The sequence below is a fragment of the Centipeda felix genome (assembly GCF_900186465.1).
Lineage (GTDB): Bacteria > Bacillota > Negativicutes > Selenomonadales > Selenomonadaceae > Centipeda > Centipeda felix.
This window is the reverse complement of the sequence record NZ_LT891959.1, coordinates 508,520-529,633: the sequence shown is the minus strand read 5'-3', so window position 1 is coordinate 529,633 and position 21,114 is coordinate 508,520. Positions and strand designations below refer to the sequence as shown.

General features: G+C 57.1%; 14 protein-coding genes and 1 riboswitch. All 14 genes read left to right on the top strand.

Going from position 1 to position 21,114, the window contains the following annotated elements:
* Positions 1–22 precede the first annotated feature (22 nt).
* The 14 genes from cobN to C1713_RS09830 all read left to right on the top strand — a co-directional run bounded on the left by cobN (position 23) and on the right by C1713_RS09830 (position 20,985).
* Positions 23–3,706, top strand: coding sequence for a cobaltochelatase subunit CobN (gene cobN / locus C1713_RS09895; RefSeq protein WP_102494071.1), 3,684 nt, complete (start codon positions 23–25; stop codon positions 3,704–3,706).
* Between the two features lie 18 nt (positions 3,707–3,724).
* The gene (locus tag C1713_RS09890; RefSeq protein WP_102493805.1) at positions 3,725–4,537 is read left to right on the top strand and encodes a nucleotide-binding protein; all 813 of its coding nucleotides are present in this window, start codon (positions 3,725–3,727) and stop codon (positions 4,535–4,537) included.
* Entirely contained in the window at positions 4,527–5,831 is a 1,305-nt protein-coding gene (locus C1713_RS09885; RefSeq protein WP_102493804.1) for a nitrogenase component 1, read from the top strand. Before C1713_RS09890 ends, C1713_RS09885 begins: the two co-directional genes overlap by 11 nt.
* On the top strand, positions 5,824–7,101 hold the full coding sequence (locus tag C1713_RS09880; RefSeq protein ID WP_102493803.1) for a nitrogenase component 1: 1,278 nt from the start codon (positions 5,824–5,826) through the stop codon (positions 7,099–7,101). The genes C1713_RS09885 and C1713_RS09880 overlap by 8 nt, the downstream gene beginning before the upstream one ends.
* A gap of 93 nt (positions 7,102–7,194) precedes the next feature.
* Complete coding sequence (locus tag C1713_RS09875) at positions 7,195–8,160, top strand: ABC transporter substrate-binding protein (protein ID WP_170950836.1); 966 nt, start codon at positions 7,195–7,197, stop codon at positions 8,158–8,160.
* A 15-nt stretch (positions 8,161–8,175) separates the two neighbouring features.
* Complete coding sequence (locus tag C1713_RS09870; RefSeq protein WP_102493801.1) at positions 8,176–9,030, top strand: ABC transporter ATP-binding protein; 855 nt, start codon at positions 8,176–8,178, stop codon at positions 9,028–9,030.
* Positions 9,027–10,049, top strand: coding sequence for a FecCD family ABC transporter permease (locus C1713_RS09865; RefSeq protein WP_102493800.1), 1,023 nt, complete (start codon positions 9,027–9,029; stop codon positions 10,047–10,049). The genes C1713_RS09870 and C1713_RS09865 overlap by 4 nt, the downstream gene beginning before the upstream one ends.
* Position 10,050: 1 nt before the next feature.
* The gene (locus C1713_RS12485) at positions 10,051–11,007 is read left to right on the top strand and encodes an energy transducer TonB (protein ID WP_245871095.1); all 957 of its coding nucleotides are present in this window, start codon (positions 10,051–10,053) and stop codon (positions 11,005–11,007) included.
* A gap of 45 nt (positions 11,008–11,052) precedes the next feature.
* Entirely contained in the window at positions 11,053–13,029 is a 1,977-nt protein-coding gene (locus C1713_RS09850; RefSeq protein ID WP_102493799.1) for a TonB-dependent receptor plug domain-containing protein, read from the top strand.
* 14 nt (positions 13,030–13,043) lie between these two features.
* A complete protein-coding gene (locus C1713_RS12085; protein WP_170950813.1) occupies positions 13,044–13,214 on the top strand; it encodes a hypothetical protein in 171 nt (56 codons plus the stop codon).
* The gene (locus C1713_RS09845; protein WP_170950812.1) at positions 13,208–15,205 is read left to right on the top strand and encodes a TonB-dependent receptor plug domain-containing protein; all 1,998 of its coding nucleotides are present in this window, start codon (positions 13,208–13,210) and stop codon (positions 15,203–15,205) included. Before C1713_RS12085 ends, C1713_RS09845 begins: the two co-directional genes overlap by 7 nt.
* A gap of 184 nt (positions 15,206–15,389) precedes the next feature.
* The gene (locus C1713_RS09840; protein WP_102493797.1) at positions 15,390–17,408 is read left to right on the top strand and encodes a TonB-dependent receptor plug domain-containing protein; all 2,019 of its coding nucleotides are present in this window, start codon (positions 15,390–15,392) and stop codon (positions 17,406–17,408) included.
* 2 nt (positions 17,409–17,410) lie between these two features.
* Positions 17,411–18,382 (top strand): TIM barrel protein, encoded by a 972-nt coding sequence (locus C1713_RS09835; protein ID WP_102493796.1) that lies wholly within the window; start codon positions 17,411–17,413, stop codon positions 18,380–18,382.
* Between the two features lie 156 nt (positions 18,383–18,538).
* Positions 18,539–18,774: riboswitch (cobalamin riboswitch) on the top strand.
* Positions 18,775–19,062: 288 nt separating this feature from the next.
* Positions 19,063–20,985 (top strand): TonB-dependent receptor plug domain-containing protein, encoded by a 1,923-nt coding sequence (locus C1713_RS09830; protein ID WP_102493795.1) that lies wholly within the window; start codon positions 19,063–19,065, stop codon positions 20,983–20,985.
* Positions 20,986–21,114 lie beyond the last annotated feature (129 nt).

Sequence of the window (21,114 nt, the reverse complement as noted above, 5' to 3'; positions counted from 1 at the left end):
AGATCCTGGAGCAGTGAAGAAGATGAAGATTGCAGTTTACACCAATATCTTGCGCGTTACTGTACTCGCGCGTCGTTGTGCTGCGTATCTGGAAGCACCAGAGGTACGCGTGTGTGCTGTCAACGGTATGGATCGCTGGGAGGAAAGGCGTGCGGCGGCGGATCTCCATCTCTTTCTCTGGATGGGTACGGGGCTGGACAATGATTTCCTGAAGCAGGCGTCGCGCGATTTGCAGAAGCATCGGATTTTGCATCTGATTGTCGTGGATCATGCGGAGCATGACAAGGTGACGTATGGCTTCTCGGAGGAGCAGATTCAGCGGACGTGGGCGTATTTTCGCTATGACGGCGAGGAGAATATGCGCAATCTCTTCCGCTGGCTCGGCGGAGCGTTCGGGGGGATTCCCTGCACGCCGGAGCAGCCCGCCCCGCTCGCATGGAACGGTGTCTATCATCCGGCATGGGCGGGAGATCCTGAGGATATCGCGGGCTATCTTGGCGCGTATTACGTGGAGGGACGACCGACGGTCGGTGTGCTCTTCTATCGCTCGGAGTGGATTACGGGGGACTTTACTTATCATACGGCGCTTATCCGTGCGATCGAGGCGGAGGGGATGAACGCGGTCGCCGTGTTCTCAAACGCCTATCGCGACGCACGCGTGGAGTCTCCGACGCTGATGGCGGCGATCGAGAAATACTTTTGCAGGGACGGACAGCCCCTTGTCGATGTCATCATCAGCACGATGAAGTTCTCTCTCAAGGCAGGCGGTACGCGCCCCGAGGCTCTCTATGCGCTCGGTGTGCCCATTCTTGAGGCGTATACCGTTCTCGCACCAAAGGAGGAGTGGGAGCGCTCTCCGGCGGGGCTCGATCCGATGGAGGTCTCGATGAGCGTCGCTATGCCGGAGTTTGACGGTGTGATCCACGCCGTTCCGATCGCGGCGAAGGTGCGTGACGAGAGCGGTGAGATCAGCTACGCGGCACTGGATGAGCGCATGGAGCGGATTGCCCGAAAGGCGCGAAAGTGGGCGGCTCTGCGTCATAAGCCGAACGCGGAGAAGAAAGTCGCGATTGTATTCCACAACTATCCGGCGACGAATGCAAACATCGGCAGCGCGGCAGGGCTGGACTCGCCCGAGAGCGTGCTCTCTTTGCTGCGAGCAATGCAGGCGGCAGGCTATGTCATGGATGAGATCCCGGAGAGCGGCAAGGCGTTCATGAATCTGCTGACGGATCACGCGACGAATGACCGCCGCTTTATGAGTGCGGCGCAGGCAGCGTCTGCCGATGGCCAGCTGACGGCAGAGCAGTATGGTGCGTTTTTTACGGAACTGCCCGAGCAGGTGCGAATGCAGCTCATAAAGGACTGGGGCGATGCGCCCGGTGATGTGTTCAATTACGATGGAACACTGCTCATCCCGGGCACGCTGAACGGGAATCTCTTTATCACGGTGCAGCCCCCGCGCGGTTTTGGCGAGGATCCCGGCAAGCTGCTCCACTCGCCGGACGCCGCTCCCACACACCACTACATCGGGTACTATCACTGGCTGCGCGACATCTGGCAGGCGGATGCGGTCATTCACGTCGGGACGCACGGCTCTCTCGAGTGGCTGCCGGGCAAGAGCACGGCGCTCTCGAACCGCTGCTGGCCGGATGTGTCGCTGGGCGACCTGCCGGATATCTATCCCTACTGGATTACGATTGTCGGGGAGGGGATTCAGGCAAAGCGGCGCGGTGCGGCGTGCCTCATCAGTCACCTCTCGCCGCCGATGGAACTCGCGGGAGAGTTTGAGGAGATCGAGGAACTGGAGCAGGCTCTTGATGAGTACGTCCATTTTCGTGCAGCACAGCCGGACAACATCGAGGCGGCGCAGGAGCTTGTCCGTGAGAAAGCTGCCGCCTGTCATTTCGAGGGGGAAATCGACGAAGGCGATTCCTTTGACGACTATGCCGATGCCCTCCACAACTATGTGACCGACCTCAAGAATATGCAGATTCGCACGGGGCTGCACATCCTCGGACGTGCGCCTGCGGGCGAGGCGCTGATCGATTTTCTGTGCGCGCTCGTGCGCATGGAGCATGGTGGGGAGAAATCCCTCGTCCATCTCATTGCCGAGCAGTCGGGGTACGACTATGAGGAGCTGCTCACACACAGCGAGCGCATGACGGCGGACGGCATGACCTATGGGCGAAAGCTGGACGCTGTCGAGGCAGAGATGCGTGCGCTCATCTCATTCCTTGCGGCGCATGACTATGCACCGGAGGCCGTCGCGCGGGCGATGGAGCTGCCCGTGATAGCCGGCTCCTCGGAGGAGATGTACGCCGCCTTTGCCCATGCGCTGCATGAGGTCGTGGAGGATATGGTGCCGCGCCTGCGCCGCACGGAGGGGGAGATCACGGAGACGTTGCGTGCTCTCACGGGGCGTTACATCGAGCCGAGCCCTGCGGGCGCACCGACGACAAACGGCGTCGATGTACTGCCGACGGGGCGCAATTTCTACGGGCTCGATCCGCGCTGTATGCCGACGCCCGCTGCATGGGAGTATGGCAAACAGCTGGGGGATGCGCTCATCGAGCAGTATATCAGCGATGAGGGGCGCTATCCCGAGGCGGTCGGCATCGTCTTCTGGGCGGGCTCGAACATGCGCAGTCATGGACAGTGTATCGCGGAGCTCTTCTACCTCATGGGCGTGCGCCCTGTCTGGCGGCGTCCGTCGCAGCGTGTCTGCGGGCTTGAGATCATCCCCCTCGCAGAGCTCCAGCGGCCGCGCATCGACGTGACGGCACGCATCAGCGGGCTGTTCCGTGATGCAGTGCCGAACGCCATACGCTGGGTGGATCAGGCAGTGCGCATGGTGCGCGATCTCGAGGAAAGCGATGCGGAGAACTATGTGCGCAAGCACGTCCTCTCCGATACGGCATGGCTTAAGGAGCAGGGCGAGACGCAGGAGAGCGCGTGGGAACGTGCCTGTGTACGCATCTTTGGCGATCCGCCGGGGGTGTATGGCGCAGGTGTCGCTGACCTGCTCGAGTCAAAGGCATGGGAGACCCTCGACGATCTTGCCGCGGTCTATACGCGGTTCTCGGGAACGGCATACGGCGGCGACGGGTTGGCACGTGCGTATGATCCGGAGGTCTTTCAGCGGCGCATGGCGGGGCTGGACGTCACGGTAAAAAATGAGGATACGCGTGAGACGCACATGTTCAGCTCGGATGACTACAACGCCTACCACGGCGGTATGATTGCGACCGTGCGGGCACTGACGGGCAAGGCACCGCGCTCCTATACGGGCGATTCGAGCGACCGGCAGCGTATTGTCCTGCGCAGCGTTGCGGAGGAGGCGGCGCGTCTGTTCCGTGGAGAGGCGATGAATCCGAAGTTCATCGAGGGGATGAAACAGCACGGCTACAAGGGAGCCTCCGATCTCGCCAACTATCTGGCGCACAGCTATCAGTGGGACGCGACGAGTGCCGTGATGAAGGACTGGATGTACGAGGGTTACGCACGCAAATATGTCCTCGATGCGGGGATGCAGGAGTGGATGCAGGAGGTCAATCCGTGGGCGCTCCACCGCATGGCAGAGACCTTGCTTGAGGCACAGCAGCGCGGCCTGTGGAACGCCTCACAGGAAACGCTGGACGAGCTGCGCAGCCTCTATCTCTCCATTGAGGGGGATTTGGAGGAACGGGCGGAGGGCAGTATATGAGTAAGAATAGGTGAGCTTATGAAAAAAATTGCGTTCTATGGCAAGGGCGGCATCGGTAAATCCACGACAGCCGCGAATGTATCTGCGGCATTTGCCCAGATGGGGCGGCGTGTCTGTCAGATCGGCTGTGATCCGAAAAACGACTCGACGCGTCTGCTGCTCGGGCATATTGCCCCGTCCACGATCCTCGATCTCGAGCGTGAGAAGAAGGGCGCGGCACTCACGCTTGACGAAATCGTCCATGAGGGTGCCGGCGGCGTACACTGCATCGAGGCGGGCGGCCCCGATCCGGGGGTCGGCTGTGCCGGGCGCGGGATCATCGTGGCACTTGAGCGCCTGAAGGCACTGCATGCCTTTGACGATCTGGATGTCGTGCTCTACGACGTCCTCGGCGATGTGGTCTGCGGCGGATTTGCCGTTCCCATTCGCGAGGGATACGCCGAGGAGATCTACATTGTCTCCTCGGGCGAGCTCATGTCGCTGTATGCAGCGAACAATATTGCAAAGGGCGTGTGCCGCTTTGCTGCGCGCGGTGCGGTAAAGCTCGGCGGCATCATCGGCAACGGGCGCGACGTGCACAACGAGCGCGAACTCCTTGCGGCGTTTGCCGCGCGTATCGGGACGCAGCTCATCACCTATATCCCGCGTTCGCGCGCCGTGCACGAGGCGGAGATCCATCGGCAGACGCTCATTGCCTACGCACCGGAGTCAGAGCAGGCGCAGCACTACAAGGCACTCGCGCGTGCGATTGATACGAATGAAATGCTGACCGTGCCGACGCCGATGGCGTTCGAGGAGCTCGAGGAACTGGTGGAGAGCTATGGGGATTGAGGTCAAACGCGTCGGAGTGCGCCGTACGAACTGCAGCTGCAGCATGCCCGGTGTCTGGCGTGCGCTCTCCTTCGTGCGCGGTGCGCTCGTCATCTTTCACAGTCCGCGTCCATGCGCCCACATCGCGCACGGGATGGACGTGAGCAGCTTCCATCGGCTGACGGCGGCGGGTACATCGGTGCGGCTCTCTCCTGTGCCGCTCCTGACGAGCGGTCTTAGCGAGAACGAGGCGGTCTTTGGCGGCGAGGAGCGTCTGCGGGAGTGCATTCGCTTTGCCGCGCAGAAATATCATCCGCAGGCAGTGTTTATCGCCAACTCATGCGTGAGCGGTGTGATTGGCGACGATACACAGGCGATCGCGGCAGAGATGGAGGAGGAACTGGGGCTCCCGGTCACGGCAGTCTCGGCACACGGCTTTCTCGATGGAGAGTACTATGCAGGCTATCTCGATGCTGCACGGGCACTCGTGGATCGTTTTATGCAGCCCGCCGAACGCAAGGAAGGAACCGTGGTGCTCCTCGGCGACTGCGGGGGGATGCACGGCGAATATGTCAAGGAACTGCGGCGGCTGCTCTCCCTGCTCGGCCTGCGCGTGACGGGACAGTTCCCGTCCTATCTCGCGCTCGATGAACTGCAGGCGGTGCCGGAGGCGGAGCTCGTCATCCTCCTCGGCCGCCGCATGGACGACGAAAAGCAGGCGCAGCTGGCGGCACTCGCCGCGCATATCAGAGAGCGCCTCGGGACGCCCTATCTTGCCGATGTCTACGCCGTGGGGGCGGAGGAGACGGCGCGGTGGCTGCGGTGCGTCGGTCAGCTCTGTCATTGCGAGGAGGCGGCGGAACGCGCCATTGTGGCGGAGGAGGCTTCCTTTGCCGCTGCCGTGGAAAAGGCACGCAATGATCTTGCGGGACGCAGATGTGCCCTTGCCATCGGCCGTGACCTCACATGGTTCCAGCCGGAGATCGTTTTGCGGCTCTTGGACAAGGCGGGGATTGAACTGATCGGCATCGTCCTGCTGGACTGCTTCATGCCCGAGCGGCGTGCGGTGATGGAAGAGGAACTGCAGCGCCGCACCGATGTCCCCATTCATCATGAGGGGGATGTTGCGGCAGAGGAGCTGCTGCACCGTGTGGATTTTGTCCTCACGACACATGAACTCGTCGATACGAAGCTGCGCCAGCTCTTCCTTGCGCTGCTGCCGTCGGTCGGCTGGTCGATGGAGCGCCGCCTGCTGGATGATATGCGGCGGATTCTGCATCGGCACGAGAGCAGGGGAGGGCTGATCTATGGATGATCGTGAAAAATCCTTCGACGATGTCTGTATGTGTACGGATACCTGTGCGCTGGCAGGGGCAGCGGCATTTTTTGCTGGGATCAAGGATGCGGTGATCGTCGTCAACGGTCCCCTCTGGTGCCATTTCTTTGCCATGCGTCACATTGAGCACAGTCAGGCGACGATCTCCCATCGTATGCTCTGTACGCAGCTTGACAATGATGCGATTGTCTTCGGTGCGGAGGAGTATCTGAACGAGGCTCTTGCTCCCTATGTGGAGCAGCCGCCCGCACTGCTTGCGATTATCAGCAGCTGTGCGGCAGGGCTCATCGGCGACGATGTTGAGGCGATTGCACGCGAAGCGGGGATCAATTGCCCAATCGTCGCCCTCGATACGAGCGGGCTTACCGGCAGCTTTGCCGACGGCTGGGACAAGGCAGCGTGCACCGCGCTGCCGCTGCTTCTGGCAGGGCGGCAGGAGATACAGGCGCATACGGTCAATTTGATCGGTATGACGAGTACCTACTGCAATGGCGGCAACGATATGTGTGAACTCGTGCGTCTGCTTGAGATGGCGGGCTATCATGTGAATGCCGTCCTCGGCAGCGATCTGTCCGCTGCGGGAATGGGCACACTGTCGCGTGCGGCACTGAATATCGTCGTGCATGATGAGCTCGGACTTGGGAGCGCCCGCCTGCTCAATGAGCTCTGCGGCACCCCCTATCTCGCAATGCTGCCGCCGTATGGGCGTGCAGGGACGCGGCACTGGCTGCAGGAGATCGCCCGTGTGCTGCCGCCCCTGCATGGAGACGCGGCAGAGGCTGAGATTGCGCGCGTGATGCGTGAGGACTTTCTGCGCATCAACGAATGCAAGAGCCTCTGGGGGGAGCTCTGCTATGACACAGCGCTGATCCGTGCTCCGCGTTCCGTTGCTTGGGGGCTTGCTCAGGCACTTCGGACGGAGTGGGCAGATGTCTGCCATCTCGCGGTTGCGGCAGATGCGGCAGGGGCACGGGAGGCCCTGCCTCTCGCGGATGAAATATTGGGCGAGACGGATGCGGTACGGATACGAGAACTCCTTGCGGAGATGGAGGGCGGGCTGCTGCTCGGGAGCAGCAACGAATCTGCCCATATTGATCCGCTGGGGACGCAGTATCTTCCCGTTGCCTATCCCATGCAGGATGCGCTGTGCTTGTCGGAAAGCCCGTTCATGGGACTGCGCGGCGCACGTCATATCGAGGAACTGCTGTGGAATGGAAATATTTTGCGGCGCAAGCAAATGATTCGATAAAAATAAAACAAAGAACAACCAAAACGATAGAAAATTATGCTATAATTCATATTTGCGTCTGAAGGGAAGGAGACTATCTTGTCGAGAAAATACATGGCATTCCTCCTCTGCGTGCTGAGTCTTCTGCTTGCGGCGTGCAGTCCGTCGGGATCCCGTTCGTCAGAGCCTGTCGCATATCAGGTGACAGATGTTGAGGGGACAGTCACCGCGTTTCCTGCGCCGCCCAAACGCATCGTCACATTGTCGATGAGCACGGATGAGGTGATACTGGGGCTGGTCGAGCCGGAGCGCATGGCGGCGGTGAATGGACTCCTTGACGATCCTGTGAGCTCCAATGTGACAGCGCTCGTAAAAGCGATTCCACACCGCATCGGAAATCCGACCGTGGAGGAGATCATGGCGCTGCAGCCCGATCTCGTCGTTGTACCGGACTGGGGGGATCTCTCCATCGTGCCGTCTCTGCGCGAGGCGGGGGTGAAGGTGGTTGTCTGCAAAGGGGCAAAGAATCTCACAGAAATCCGTGAGACGATCGCGCTGCTCGCGGCAGCGGCGGATGAAGAGGAGCGCGGTGCACGGCTGCAGTCCATGATGGATGAAAAACTGGCGGAGATTGAGGCAAAGGTGCAGCAGATTCCTCCGGAGCAGCGCAAGAGCGTCGTCCTCATCTCACTCATGAGTGCCTACGGCGGCATCGGCAGCAGTTTTGACGAGGCCTGTTCTCTCGCAGGGGTTACGAATGGGCGCGCCGCATTCGGCATACGTGATGGACAAGTGATGACGAAAGAGCAGCTTGTCACGATTAATCCCGACATTCTCTTCCTGCCAACGTACAACGATCACGGGAACTATGATGTGGATAAGTTCCGCAGGGAGTATCTTGGAGACCCCTCTCTGCGGACGATGAAGGCGATTCGGAACCAGGCGTTTGCCGAACCGTTCGAGGGGTATATCTATAACTGCTCACAGGACTTCGTCTTCGGCGTGCAGGAGATTGCCTACCGCGTCTATGGCGACGCGTTTCGGCAGCCTGCGGATGAGCATCTTTCGGCCGTGGACTGAGTACGAGGGGGGACGATGTTGGAGGAAATCATTCGCGTTGAGAAACTCTATGCCGGCTATCATGGCAAGGTGATCCTCGAGGATGTATCGTTCTCCGTGGGGGCGGGGGAGATCATCGGCCTGATCGGACCGAACGGCGCGGGGAAGAGTACACTGCTCAAGACACTGCGCGGAATCCTGCCGCCGCTCGCGGGGCAGGTGACACTGATGGGCCTGCCGATTCAGCTGCTCTCGCCGCGTGACTTTGCGCAGCGTGCGGCATACCTCCGCCAGGGCGGAGATATTGCCTTTGACTACACGGCGCTGGATGTCGTGCTGGCGGGACGCTATCCCTACCTTTCGTGGTGGCAGCAGGAAAAGGAATCGGACCGCGCCATTGCGGCAGCGTGTATGGCCTATACGGGGGTCTCGGAACTTGCTGACAAGCCCCTCCACGCCATGTCAGGCGGACAGCGGCAGCGCGTCCTGCTCGCAAAGGTACTCGCACAGCAGACCCCCGTGCTCTTCCTCGATGAACCGGCGACGGGGCTGGACGTGATCTATCAGGAGGAAATCTTCCGTTTTTGTCGTGAGCTTTGCGCGGCAGGCAAGACCGTGCTTCTCGTCGCACATGAGCTGAGCCTGGCGGCGCGGTTCTGCTCACGTCTCCTTCTCATCGGAGGCGGCGGGCTGCTCGCGGACGGGCGGCCACAGGACGTACTGACGGACGCGCTCTTAACCCATGCGTACGGTGCGCCTGTGCGGGTCGCCGAGAATCCGCTGACGCATCACCTGGAGGTCTATACGGAGGCAGATGAAAGCCGATCGGAGAAAGAGGCACTCCTCCGCGTGATCCTTGGGACTTCGGCAGAGGGGAGGACGGCACAATGAAACAGCGTGTTTTTTTCGCAGGGCTCGTTGGGGCGCTCGCTGCGGTTGTCATTCTGTCTCTGTGCTCGGGGCAGTATGACATCAGCGCGGAGTACGTCGTCGCGTACTTCGCTCATGCCGTGGGGCTGCCCATTCTCCCGCACGTCATCCTCACACCGGAGCAGGAGGCGGTACTTCTGCACATCCGTCTGCCGCGCACGCTCGTCGGCTTGATGGTCGGTGCCGGGCTGGGCATATCGGGGGCGGTGCTCCAGGGAATCTTCAGCAATCCGCTTGCCGATCCCGGCATCATCGGCGTGTCGAGCGGGGCATCGGTCGGTGCCGTGCTTGCCATCGGTCTCGGTGTCGGTGCATCGAGCGTGCTCCTGCTCCCTGCCTTTGCCTTTGTCGGGGCGATGCTCGCAGTGGGGCTGACCGTATCCCTCTCCATGCGCCACGGACGAATCCCAGTCATGACACTGCTCCTCTCGGGCGTTGTGGTGGGGATGTTCCTCGCCGCGTGTACGGCGGCGATCCTCACGGTTCTCAACGAGCAGAAGATGCAGCAGTATCTCTTCTGGACGATTGGCGGCTTAGACTATCGCCGCTGGGATCATGTCCTCTTGGGGATTGGGCCGATCGGGGTCGGTGCGTCGGTGATGCTGCTCCTCGCGCGGCATCTGAATCTCCTCGCATTCGGCGAGGTGGAGGCGCGCACGGCGGGGATGTCTGTGACGCCGTTCCGCCTGCTGTTCCTCGTGCTTGCGGCACTCACCACGGCGACGGGGGTCTGCATCAGCGGCAACATCGGATTCGTTGGACTGGTTGTCCCGCACATGATGCGCCTGCTCGTCGGCCCCGATCATCGGCGGCTGCTTCCTGCGAGCCTTCTCGCGGGGGCGACATTTCTCGTGCTTTGCGACTCCATCGGGCGGATTCTTCTCCCCGGGATGGAGATTCGCGTCGGCATCATGACGGCATTTATCGGTACGCCGTACTTCCTGTATCTGCTGCGGCGTCGTGTGAAACTGGAGGGGTGAAATGGATACGGTAATGGAGGAAAAACGGGGGACATACACCGCACTCAGCCTGTCACTGGCGTTGCATGTGATTCTCCTCTTGGCGGCGGGGGCATTGGGACTGTTCTCGATTGCCGTGCCGCAGACGGGGGATACCCCTGTGGAGGTCACGCTCTACGATGCGGGACCTCCCGCCGCGGCTGCCGCAGGTGATTCGGCAGCCGCTCCGGCAGTGAGTGCGGTGAGCGACGTTGTGATCGTCGATAAGACATTGCCGCCCGAAACGCCGCAGGAGACACTGAAGCAGACGAGCAATCCCCAAACGTCTGCCACATCGTCAAAACCGTCAGACGGGACGCAGACGGGGACGGTGGAGGTCGAGCTGCCGTACTTTGGCAACGACCGCGAAAAGCGCACGCTGACGCGTGCACTCCCCGTGCGCAGCGTCAAGACCGCAGACGGCGAGGTGCTCGTCACGACGGTCTACGATCTGACGCTCGCGAACTATGCGATTGACCGCGGCATCGGCGGCGAGAGTGCGGGCTCCTACGAGGACGATACGCCCTATACGCCCGCATGGCAGGAGAAGTACACGGGCATCGCACCCGACCTCGTCATCAAGACGGCGCGCGAGATCGCGGACAATGCGATCAAGACGAACGGGCGCACGATGATCATCATGGGCNCTCCCGCCGCTCCGCCCGCCCCGCCGGCAGAGCGCGTCGCGGCGAGCCTGCGGGCAGAGGCGACACCTGAGTACCCACAGGAACTCATCGAGGATGATGTCGAGGGCTCGGTGACGGTCAAGATTCTCGTTGCCGCAGACGGCTCGGTCGAGTCTGTCAAGCTCGTCACCTCCTCCGGCTACAGTGCGATGGATCGCGCGGCGATTGCGGCGGGCTATCGCTTTCAGTTCAATCCGGGGGACAATGGACGCAAGGGGGTTTTTCCGTGGACATTTTACTTCCGTTTGGAATAAGGACTGGAATATGAGTATTGCTATCTTTATGGGGGAAATATTATCATGAGACGATGGAAAAAGAAAATACTGACGACGGCAGTCCTGCTCTCCGCACTGACGGGACAGGTCTATGCGGAGGAGCCCGCGGCGGCGACAGACGATCACACGCTCGGCGAGACCATTGTCACGGCGACGCGGACGACGAAGCGTGATGTCGATGTGCCGGCTGCGACGGCCACCATTACGGCAGAGGAGATCGCACGGAGCGGCGCGGCAACGGCATCGGACGTGCTGGCAAAGGCGGATGGGTTTACGTATACCTCCTTTGGACCGAACGGCGCGGCGATGGCCAGCATGACGAACGAGCTGAACATCCGCGGTCTGAAGGGCGGTGCGCTCGTCCTCATGAACGGCAATCCGATTGCATGGCGCGGCAAGTACAATCTGGATCAGATCCCTGCGAGCACGATCGAACGCGTCGAGATCGTCAAGGGCAGCGGCTCCGTTCTCTACGGCAGTGATGCAGTGAGCGGTGTCGTCAACATCATCACGAAAAAAACAATGCCCAACGAAGTGCATGTCGGTGTCGGCAACTATGGACAGCGCAGCTATGGCGTGAGCGTCGGCGATGAGAAATTCGGCTTCTACTATAACTACGATAAGTGGGGGCGGCAGGGCGGTGTCACCAATACTGACTATGCCGTCACGCGCTTTCATGGGTCGACACAAACGGACATCAGCGATGTCATCAAGCGCAATACGGGACTGACCTACCGCATCAATCCGCGCGTGGATTTCCAGCTCGGCTATTACGAGACAGAGGGGACGTATGCGCGTACCTTTACCGCCGTTGATCCGTCGCATAACTTCTATCACATCCATGTGGGTGATCCGATGAATCGCCGCACGTACGAGACGAAGCAGTACATCGCGCAGCTGAACTACCACGACCGTGCGTGGAAGGCGAATCTGTTCTTCAACACGGGGACGCTGGATTATGCTGGCGTCGCTCGTTTTTCTGACAACCCCTTTTCCCGTAGGTCGAATGAGCTCTATCATACTCGTGAAAAGAATACGACGTATGGGGTCGATGTGCAGCGTACGTGGAAGGTCCATCCGAGAGCCACGGCAGTCGTCGGCATGGATCTTGCGCATGAGATCTATGCGAAGCTGCCGACACCTGCCAGCACGGAGGACAAGCGGTACGCACGCAATAACTGGGGACTGTTCGGTCAGTGGGAGCAGCGTTTTGATGCACGCAATACGGGGATCATCGGTCTGCGAGAGACGTGGACGACAGGGGCGGCACGCGGCCAGAACTACAGCAACCTCAGTGCCTCGGCACAGTGGCTGCATAAGCTCGATGCGAAGAGCAGTGTCTATCTGAACATTACGCAGTCCTTTGTCATGCCGACATTCTCCCAGATGTATACGGATAACGGCCGGCAGAAGGCAGCGCCCGATCTGCGGCCGCAGAAGGGGATCAACTATGAGATCGGCTGGAAGAAGACGCACGGCGGGCATGCGTGGAAGGCGGCGCTGTTCCACATGGACGTCACGGACAATATCTCTGCACGCGCACTTAGGTCGGGGCAGTATCAGTATACAAATGAGGACTTCCGCAATACAGGGATTGAACTCTCAGATCGCATCCAATCCAAGAATGGGCTTTCCTATCGCTGGGGCGTGACACTGCAGAACCCTCAGGTGAAGAACACCATGAAGAATCGCGGCTGGGAACGAAGCTTCGGGCGAGTTCAGCTCACGGGCGGTATCTCCTATCAGCGTGGGAAGTGGACGTCCGATCTCTCCGCATCCTATCTGGCGGAGCGTGTCCAGCTGCCGTCCAAAGAGCCTGCCTATGAGACGAAGCCGTACCTGCTCACAACGTGGAATACGGTCTATGCGCCCGATGAGAACAGTGAGATCCGTCTGCGCATCGACAACGTCCTCGATCGGCATGACAGCACGTCCCATGCCGGATCGGAGTACTATACGGCGCCGATTAACTACCTCTTGAGCTACAGCTACAAGTTCTGATGCCCTACCGCGCCATGGCAGGAACGGCGCGCAGGCATCGCAACAGCACAGCACGAGACGAATACAACAATCATGAAATCACTTCGCCCATGGATTTGGGCAGTGATCATAAATATAGTCACAATCTCATAGATGCACTGATGGATGTGGCTTATCAGTGTTTTCTTAAAGAAGGAGAATGGTAATGCAAATGTGGAACAAACAACTTTTGGCAGCGGCGATTGCACTTTCTGCAACGACGGGACAGGTCTATGCGGCGGAGACGGTGGATGCCGATGTGTCCGCTGGCGAGGAGGTTGCGACGCATGCCCTCGGTGAGACCGTAGTGACAGCGACGCGGACGAAGAAGCGGGATCTCGATGTACCTGCTGCGACAACGATTATCACGGCGCAGGAAATCAAGGACAGCGGGGCGGCAAACGCGTCGGATGTGCTTGCGAAAGTCGACGGCTTCGCCTATAAGTCCTTCGGACCCAATGGTGCAGCGATGGGCTCCATGACGAATGAAGTAAATCTGCGCGGGATTAAGGGCGGCGCACTCGTTCTTATGAACGGGAATCCGATTGCATGGCGCGGAAAGTATAACCTCGACCAAATCCCTGCAAGCAGCATCGAACGTATTGAAATTGTCAAAGGGAGTGGGTCTGTTCTCTACGGCAGTGAGGCAGTCAGTGGTGTTGTCAATATCATCACAAAGAAAAAGGGCACAAACGAGGTCCATGTGGGCCTCGGCAACTATGGACAGCGTAGCTACGGCGTGAGCGTTGGCGATGAGAAATTTGGCTTCTACTATAATTACGATAAATGGGGCAACAGAGATGGCCTTAACTATGCAAGTGCATCGACTGCTCGTTTTAGAGGAGAGACGCGTCTGGATGTCAGCAATATCATTCGACAGAACATAGGGCTTTCTTATCAAGTGAACCCCAGACTGAATTTCCTTTTTGGTTACTATGAAACGGAGGGGAAATATACGAGTGAGGTATCTCAGGCACGGGGAGGCACTTCAGGCTTGCGTGTGGGGGATGTAATTCAAGCCCGTAAATATGAAACAAAACAGTATATTACGCAGCTGAATTATCAGGATGCCAATTGGAAGGGAAGCTTGTTCTATAATACGGGAAATTTGGCATACGAGGGACCTACATACATCATCCGTTCATGGCAGAGAAGGAATAGTTGGTACCATACGCGTGAAAAGAACAGTTCATACGGTATGGATGTACAGCGCACTTGGAAGATGAGTCCAAAATCCACCGCGATATTGGGCTTTGACTTGGTTCACGAAATGTATGCCGTTATTCCTACGTCTTATCGACCGAGTAATGAACGGTATTCGCGCAACAACTGGGGGATCTTTGGGCAGTGGGAGCAGCGCTTCGATAAGAGAAATACTGGTATTTTCGGATTGCGTGGAACGTGGACAACGGGGGCTGCACGCAGTCAGAACTACAGCAACCTCAGCGCATCCGGACAGTGGCTGCACAAGCTCGATCGTGAGAACAGCCTATACCTGAATATCAGCCAATCCTTTGTCATGCCAACCTTTGCACAAATGTATAACGATAATGCTTCACAGCTGTCTTCACCGAATCTGCGCCCACAGAAAGGCATCAATTATGAAATTGGTTGGAAGCAGAATCATGATAGACATACATGGAAAGCTGCAATATTCCATATACGTGTTAAGGATAATATCACTCCTCACATTGACGATCTGACAAATCCGGTACGCTACTATACGAATGAAGAGATGCGGAACGTCGGAATGGAACTTTCCAATGAGATTCGGGGAGTAAATGGGTTCTCCTACAACTGGGGCGTAACATGGCAGAACCCAATGACAAAGAATACTGAGAATAAACTTGGATGGGTGCGTACATTTGGAAAGGTTCAGCTGACAGGAGGCGTGAATTACCACAAAGGAAAATGGACATCTGCGCTCACGGCTTCTTATCTTGCGGATCGTGTACAGACGCCAAACAGCAAGCCCACATTTCGTTCTAAGCCGTATCTGCTCACGACATGGAACACAGCCTATGCACCCGATGAGCACAGCGAGATCAATCTGCGCATTGACAACGTGCTCAACCGTGATGACACGGCGGGGCACTCAGGGACAAAATATTATGTTGCACCGTTCAACTTCCTCCTGAGCTACAGCTACAAGTTCTGATGCCCTACCGCGCCATGGCAGGAGCGGCGTGCAGGCAGCGCAATATCACAGTGGGAGACAGATACAACAATCATGAAATCACTTCGCCCATGGATTTGGGAGGTGATCATAAATATAGTCACAATCTCATGGATGTACTGATGGATGTGGCTTATCAGTGTTTTCTTAAAGAAGGAGAATGGTAATGCAAATGTGGAACAAACAACTTTTGGCAGCGGCGATTGCACTTTCTGCAACGACGGGACAGGTCTATGCGGCGGAGACGGTGGATGCCGATGTACCCGCCGGCGAGGAGGTTGCGACGCATGCTCTCGGTGAGACCGTAGTGACAGCGACGCGGACGAAGAAGCGGGATCTCGATGTACCTGCTGCGACAACGATTATCACGGCGCAGGAAATCAAGGACAGCGGGGCGGCAAACGCTTCGGATGTGCTTGCGAAGGTGAATGGCTTTACGTATAAGTCCTATGGTCCTGCGGGTGCGTCGATGGGAACGATGTCGAATGAACTGAATGTACGCGGTGTAAGAAGCGGTGTGCTCGTGCTGATGAACGGCAACCCAATTGCATGGCGCGGCAAGTACAATCTCGATGCAATCCCCGCAGAGAGCATCGAGCGTATCGAGATCGTGAAGGGCAGCGGCTCCGTACTCTATGGCAGCGATGCGACGGCAGGCGTTGTCAATATCATCACCAAGAAGACGATGCCCAACGAGGTTCACGCGGGCTTCGGTAACTATGGACAGCGCAGCTATGGTGTCAGTATTGGAGATGAACGCTTCGGTTTCTATTACAATACCGACCAGTTTGGACGCAGGGATGCGCTCTATTATGGTGAAGAGAATCTAAAGAAAAAGGTTAGCTCAGTCTATGTTCCGCAATTCAAAGGTAAGCAGCGTACAGATGTTCACGACATTAAGAAAGAAAGTATGGGATTGACCTACCATGTGAATCCTCGTCTCGATCTTCTTCTGGGTTATTATGAAAGTGAAGTGCGTTACACGCGCACATTCACACGAGTTGACTACACTACGTCGGGGGTTGTGGCAGGAGATCCGTACAATGCACGCAAATACATAACCAAACGATATACAACGCAGCTAAACTATAAGGATCGAGCTTGGAAAGGCAGCCTGTATTTCAATACGGGGACAGTGGCATACAACGGTCCCGATTATATCAAATCGGACGGGACACCCAATGGACGAACGGATAAACGGGAGAAGAATGTGACATACGGCATGGATCTCCAGCGTACCTGGCATGTTGGTGGAAAGTCCACAGCAATTGCTGGATTCAGCATGGAACATGAGACATACGCGCTCCTCCCTGCATTCAGTACAAAGACAGGAGCACGTTATGTACGCAACAATTGGGGGCTGTATGGGCAATGGGAGCAACGCTTTGATGCAAAGAATACGGGTATCTTCGGTCTGCGCGAGACGTGGACGACTGGAGCAGCACGAGGGCAGAACTACAGCAACCTCAGTGCCTCGGCACAGTGGCTGCACAAGCTGACCCCGGACAGCAGCCTCTATCTGAATGTCAGTCAGTCCTTTGTGATGCCGACGTTCTCCCAGATGTACCCCAATAATGATATGCAAAGGCCTGCACCGAATCTGAAGCCGGAGAAGGGCATCAACTATGAGATCGGATGGAAGAAGAATCACGGCGGACATCATTGGAAGGCGGCGCTCTTCCATATTGATGTTAAGGACAATATTACAGCGTCTGTGAACAAAAGGAACAACACACAATATGCCTATGTCAATGAAGATTTTCGCAATACGGGCATCGAACTGTCCGACGAGATTCACGGGAAAAACGGAGTTTCCTATCACTGGGGTGTCACATGGCAGAATCCCCAGATCAACAACTCCGATCGGAAGGGCGGTGGGTGGTACCGTACCTTTGGTAAGCTGCAGCTGACGGGCGGCGTGACCTATCGAAAGGACAAGTGGACTTCCTCGCTCACGGCAAGCTATCTTGCAAGTCGCGTGGTTTTGCCGTCACAGCAGCTGCCTAGCCCGGTCAAACCTTATCTGCTCACAACATGGAACACATCCTATGCCCCCGATGAGCACAGCGAGATCAGTCTGCGCATTGACAACGTGCTCGACCGCGATGACACGACGATGCACAGCGGTCTCCGTTACCACAGCGCACCGATCAACTACCTCCTGAGCTACAGTTACAAGTTCTGATCATGCTTACCTTAACCAATCTCTCCAATGCGGACTGCGATGTGGAGCATATCCTTCACGGCGATACGGATGCTCTTCCTGTCATCCTGCAGGAACTGGGGCTTGACGGCATCGAGTTCATGCTCTGTGCGACGTGGGATCGCACGCTGTTTCCGCCCACGTACATCAAGGGCGTACATCTCCTGTTTTGGCCGACGTGGGTTGATTTTTGGCGCGGGGACCGTTTTGCACTCATGGCGGAGTTCGGCAGCGAGGACAATATCCGAGGCTACTACGGCTCGCTGGATGTTGACGACTGGGTGGAGGGCTGGCGGGGAAATCTGCGGCGGGCGGCAGAATGTCAGCCGCAGTATCTCGTCTTTCACGTCGCGCATAACTGCACGGCTGAGATGTATACGCGCGTGTTTTCTGTCGCGGATGAGGAAGTCGTTCGCGCGGCCATCGAGGTCGTCAATGCGATTGCCGGCGAGATACCGAGGGGCTGCAAACTCCTTTTTGAAAATCTCTGGTGGCCGGGACTGACCTTTCAAAAACCGCAGCTCGCCGCTGAGCTCTTGGAGCGCGTCAGCTATCCCGATACGGGCTTCATGCTCGACACGGGACATCTGATGAACACGAACTTGGATCTGCAGAGCGAGGCGGAGGGCGCGGCATACGTGAAAAAGATCTACCACGAGCTTGGAGAATTGGGAAAGCGCGTCTATGGCATTCACCTGCACCAGTCCCTCTCAGGGGCATATACGCGGGAGATGATGCGTCGGCATGTAGGATGGAAGACATCGCTCGACTGGCAGGCGGCGATGGACTACGTCATGCATGTCGATCAGCATCAGCCGTTTCATACCGATGCGGCACGCCGTATCGTCGAGACTGTTCAGCCAATGTATCTCGTTCACGAGTTCCAGCATCGTTCCCGTGATGATCTGGTGAGGAAGCTGCGCATACAGCATCACGCCGCAGCGCACGACCGATAGATTCAGGTTCACAGCATGGTGGTTTTCCCTTTTATAGAGCACTGCTTTGTCATATATTCGTAGTGCTCTATATTGGTGTTTGGAGTTGTTAGTATATTTGCGCTTGACAGGACAATAAATTCGTATTATAGTACGATATGTCGAATTGCTGGAAAACTGAATATTATCGAATTAGGTGTCAAAGACTTAATGGAGAATTCGGTGAAGGCTGTATGGCCGTATGCCATGCAGACCGATGCCGAAGCGGTCCCGCCACTGTATCAGCGAGTGAGCCTGCAGGGCGTGCAGAGATGATCTGCCGTCCCGATTTGCCACTGGAGGAATGTCCTCTGGGAAGGCGCAGGTGAACGATGACCTGGAGCCAGGAGAACTGCCTAGTTATGAATCACTGCTTGTACCTGCGAGTGACAGGGAAGGGATTCTATTGTGAGCGAATGTTGTTGCGCCCGAATCATGCCTTTTCGTGAGGCTATCCCCTTTCTGTATCGCAGGAAGGGGATTTTTATTTTCTATGATTCATGCCATGCATCAAGAAGATGCGTCAAGATGCTTGTGCCAAATTTATCAGTGTTTCCTGAATATGCTTTTCTCTGACTGACGAAGTACATCCCTTTGCAGCAGATGAATAGATGGTGTATTGCCCTGCAGTAATGTGTAATGTTTTAGGAGGAGATTACGAGATGAAGCGATTGGGGTCAAGGAAGAAGCTAGGAGCTGCTCTGACAGCAGCCCTCAGTGTAAGCGTGCTGTCCATGGGCGGGCATGCATTCGCAGCCGATGCGAATAATACGGCAGATGAACATACTCTGGGGGAGACGGTCGTCACGGCGACAAGAACCCCGAATAAGGAACTCAAGACGGATGCAAATATCACGGTGATTACAGGCAAGGACCTCGAGCGCCGCCACTACACAGACCTCACGCAGGCGCTGCGCGATGTGCCGGGCGTTACGGTCAATGAGCATGCACCGGCGGGATACAACAACAGCAATAAATTCTACATCAACGGGTCGGAACATGTGGTCCTTCTGATCGATGGTGTCCGCCAGAACTATGCGGGGGGCTTTTCGGCCTCTTTGGCATCTGCGATGAAGGATCTTAGCGGCATCGACCGCATCGAGGTGCTGCACGGCTCGGCGTCAACGCTCTATGGCTCAGATGCGAAGGGCGGCGTTATCAACATCATCACGAAGAAGGCATCGGGGATGAAGACGACGCTCGGCATCGGCTACGGCAGTTATGGACGTCAGCAGTACAGCATCGCGAATGCGGGCGGTGAGCACGGATGGGACTGGCGCATCAAGTACCAGAAGGATAAGAGCGGAGACTTTTCGGATGCGCACGGCAATACGGTGCCGTCTCATCTGGATGCGGACTCGGTCAATCTTCACCTCGGCAAGGATCTGAGCAAGGCATCCTATCTTGCCTTCAATCTGCGCTCATACAAGGACTCGGATCGCTATCAGGCACTCTATGAAAAGCAGCAGGGGTTCAATGTCAATCGCGGGAACTATGATTATTTGGATGGCGATTTGATTTGGAATGTGAAAATCAATGACACGACCAAGAACCAAATGAGTATCTCGCGCAGCAAATATGATTATGATACTTTCACCCATGGCATGTGGACTCCTGCGGGATCCAGTTATGATTTTAGTGATTCGACATGGAGATTCAGCGACCAATTCGACAAGAAGCTCGGCAACCATCTGCTGACGGCTGGCTTCGAGTTCACAAAGGATGATACGACGATCAAGAAGGGCGGCATTGTGAGCATCGATGATCGTACGCTCATCAACCGCTCCTTCTATTTGCAGGATCAGTGGAGCATCTTTCCGACGCTGAAACTCACAGCGGGTATTCGTCATGACAGCAACTCGTCCTTTGGCAGTCACAACAGCCCGAGTGTCAGCCTCGGCTATGACATTGATCCGATGACGCACGCCTATGCTTCTTACAGTGCGTACTTCATCACGCCGACGCCGAATGAACTTTATGCGCCGACATACGGCAATCCAAACCTCAAGCCCGAGTCCGGCAACACGAAGGAGATCGGTATTGCCCGTGACTTTGGCAGAGGTCTCAGCCTCACGGCGAGCTACTTCAAGCGCCACTCGAAGGATCGTATCGGTTACCATCCTGTGACATACGTGAGCATCAATGTCGGCGATGAGGATGCCCATGGTTGGTCGCTGCAGCTCGCGAAGCGCGTTGACTCGCATCTGCGCGCGCGCCTCGGTTATACACGGACGCATGTCGGCAAGACGGAGCAGAGAGGCGTGAATGTAGACGGTTATCTGCCCGAGGATCAGTGGAACATCGGTGTCGACTACCGCAACCGTGCATTCGATGCGTCGCTGCTTGCGCGCGGGATCGTTGGACGCCCGGGACCGGTACGCGGTGCTTTCCCGACGGATAATTACTGGGTCGTCGATCTTGCGATGAACTATCAGATTGCCGACGCAACAAAGGTATATCTCAAGGCGAACAACATTTTCAACCAGTTCTATGCCGAGCATTCGAATGTAAAGTGGGGCGCCCCCGGACAGTGGTGGACGGCACCCGGACGCAACTTCATGGTCGGTGTGGAGCAGAGCTTCTAACGTTTCCTTCCGGCAGCGTTCCCATGTGGTGCGTCGCTCGGGTATCTCATAACTTTATAACACCGTAACTCCCCTTTCTGCGCTGTAGAGAGGGGATTTTCCCAAATAATGGGGCAAGTTTCGCGAGAG

What these genes read in the sequence shown, in the direction of transcription:
- C1713_RS09890 (WP_102493805.1), top strand. Translation starts at nt 3,725, where the DNA reads ATGAAAAAAATTGCGTTCTATGGCAAGGGCGGCATCGGTAAATCCACG.
- C1713_RS09880 (WP_102493803.1), top strand. Translation starts at nt 5,824, where the DNA reads ATGGATGATCGTGAAAAATCCTTCGACGATGTCTGTATGTGTACGGAT.
- C1713_RS09875 (WP_170950836.1), top strand. Translation starts at nt 7,195, where the DNA reads ATGGCATTCCTCCTCTGCGTGCTGAGTCTTCTGCTTGCGGCGTGCAGT.
- C1713_RS09865 (WP_102493800.1), top strand. Translation starts at nt 9,027, where the DNA reads ATGAAACAGCGTGTTTTTTTCGCAGGGCTCGTTGGGGCGCTCGCTGCG.
- C1713_RS09835 (WP_102493796.1), top strand. Translation starts at nt 17,411, where the DNA reads ATGCTTACCTTAACCAATCTCTCCAATGCGGACTGCGATGTGGAGCAT.
- cobN (WP_102494071.1), top strand. Translation starts at nt 23, where the DNA reads ATGAAGATTGCAGTTTACACCAATATCTTGCGCGTTACTGTACTCGCG.
- C1713_RS12085 (WP_170950813.1), top strand. Translation starts at nt 13,044, where the DNA reads ATGGCAGGAACGGCGCGCAGGCATCGCAACAGCACAGCACGAGACGAA.
- C1713_RS09840 (WP_102493797.1), top strand. Translation starts at nt 15,390, where the DNA reads ATGCAAATGTGGAACAAACAACTTTTGGCAGCGGCGATTGCACTTTCT.
- C1713_RS09850 (WP_102493799.1), top strand. Translation starts at nt 11,053, where the DNA reads ATGAGACGATGGAAAAAGAAAATACTGACGACGGCAGTCCTGCTCTCC.
- C1713_RS09870 (WP_102493801.1), top strand. Translation starts at nt 8,176, where the DNA reads ATGTTGGAGGAAATCATTCGCGTTGAGAAACTCTATGCCGGCTATCAT.
- C1713_RS09845 (WP_170950812.1), top strand. Translation starts at nt 13,208, where the DNA reads ATGGTAATGCAAATGTGGAACAAACAACTTTTGGCAGCGGCGATTGCA.
- C1713_RS09885 (WP_102493804.1), top strand. Translation starts at nt 4,527, where the DNA reads ATGGGGATTGAGGTCAAACGCGTCGGAGTGCGCCGTACGAACTGCAGC.
- C1713_RS09830 (WP_102493795.1), top strand. Translation starts at nt 19,063, where the DNA reads ATGAAGCGATTGGGGTCAAGGAAGAAGCTAGGAGCTGCTCTGACAGCA.